We start from the raw sequence: 536 nt of genomic DNA, 5'->3' as shown, positions 1-536 counted from the left end.
TGGAGCGATGACGGCGTGGTGGATGAGGCTGTTAAGGGTCAGGTTGTGACCAACAGCGCAGACCATTACTCGGTGAAAACTGGGAGTGAGACCAAAAAAGAGGGCGCCACTTTCGAGGTGCAGTTTAACTATGATAAGCTGATTCGGGACTATTCCACGGCCAAGTACATCCATGTGGTATATACTGCAACCATCAATGAAGATGCATTCCAGGAAGAAACGGAATCCGGCATTACCAACACTGCCTATACCGGTGTTCACAACGATCCTTATGATGACAACTCCTATGACGATGACACCGAAGAGACTGAGGAAACGTTTATCTATGGTATTACCGTCAACAAGGTGAAGGAAGACGGAACTACCCCTCTGCCCGGAGCGGAGTTTAAGCTGTACCGCGACACCTCCTGCCAGACTGAAGTGAAGTTCAACGGTTCCAACGGTGTGTATAAGTACGACGCAGGACAGGATGCACCCAGTGTGGCTTTGGCTACCGATGGCAGCGGCCAGCTAAAACTCCAGGGTCTGGCCTACGG

The 536-nt window shown here is 51.1% G+C and carries 1 protein-coding gene; it reads left to right on the top strand.

The features are described 5' to 3' along the window. The coding region (locus tag B5G37_RS15480) for a SpaA isopeptide-forming pilin-related protein (RefSeq protein ID WP_275532997.1) at positions 1-536 on the top strand (536 nt) is incomplete at both ends.

It is taken from the genome of Pseudoflavonifractor sp. An85 (assembly GCF_002161235.1).
GTDB lineage: Bacteria > Bacillota > Clostridia > Oscillospirales > Oscillospiraceae > Enterenecus.
Note: the sequence above shows the minus strand (reverse complement) of the source record. Positions and strands in the feature narration are given on the sequence as shown.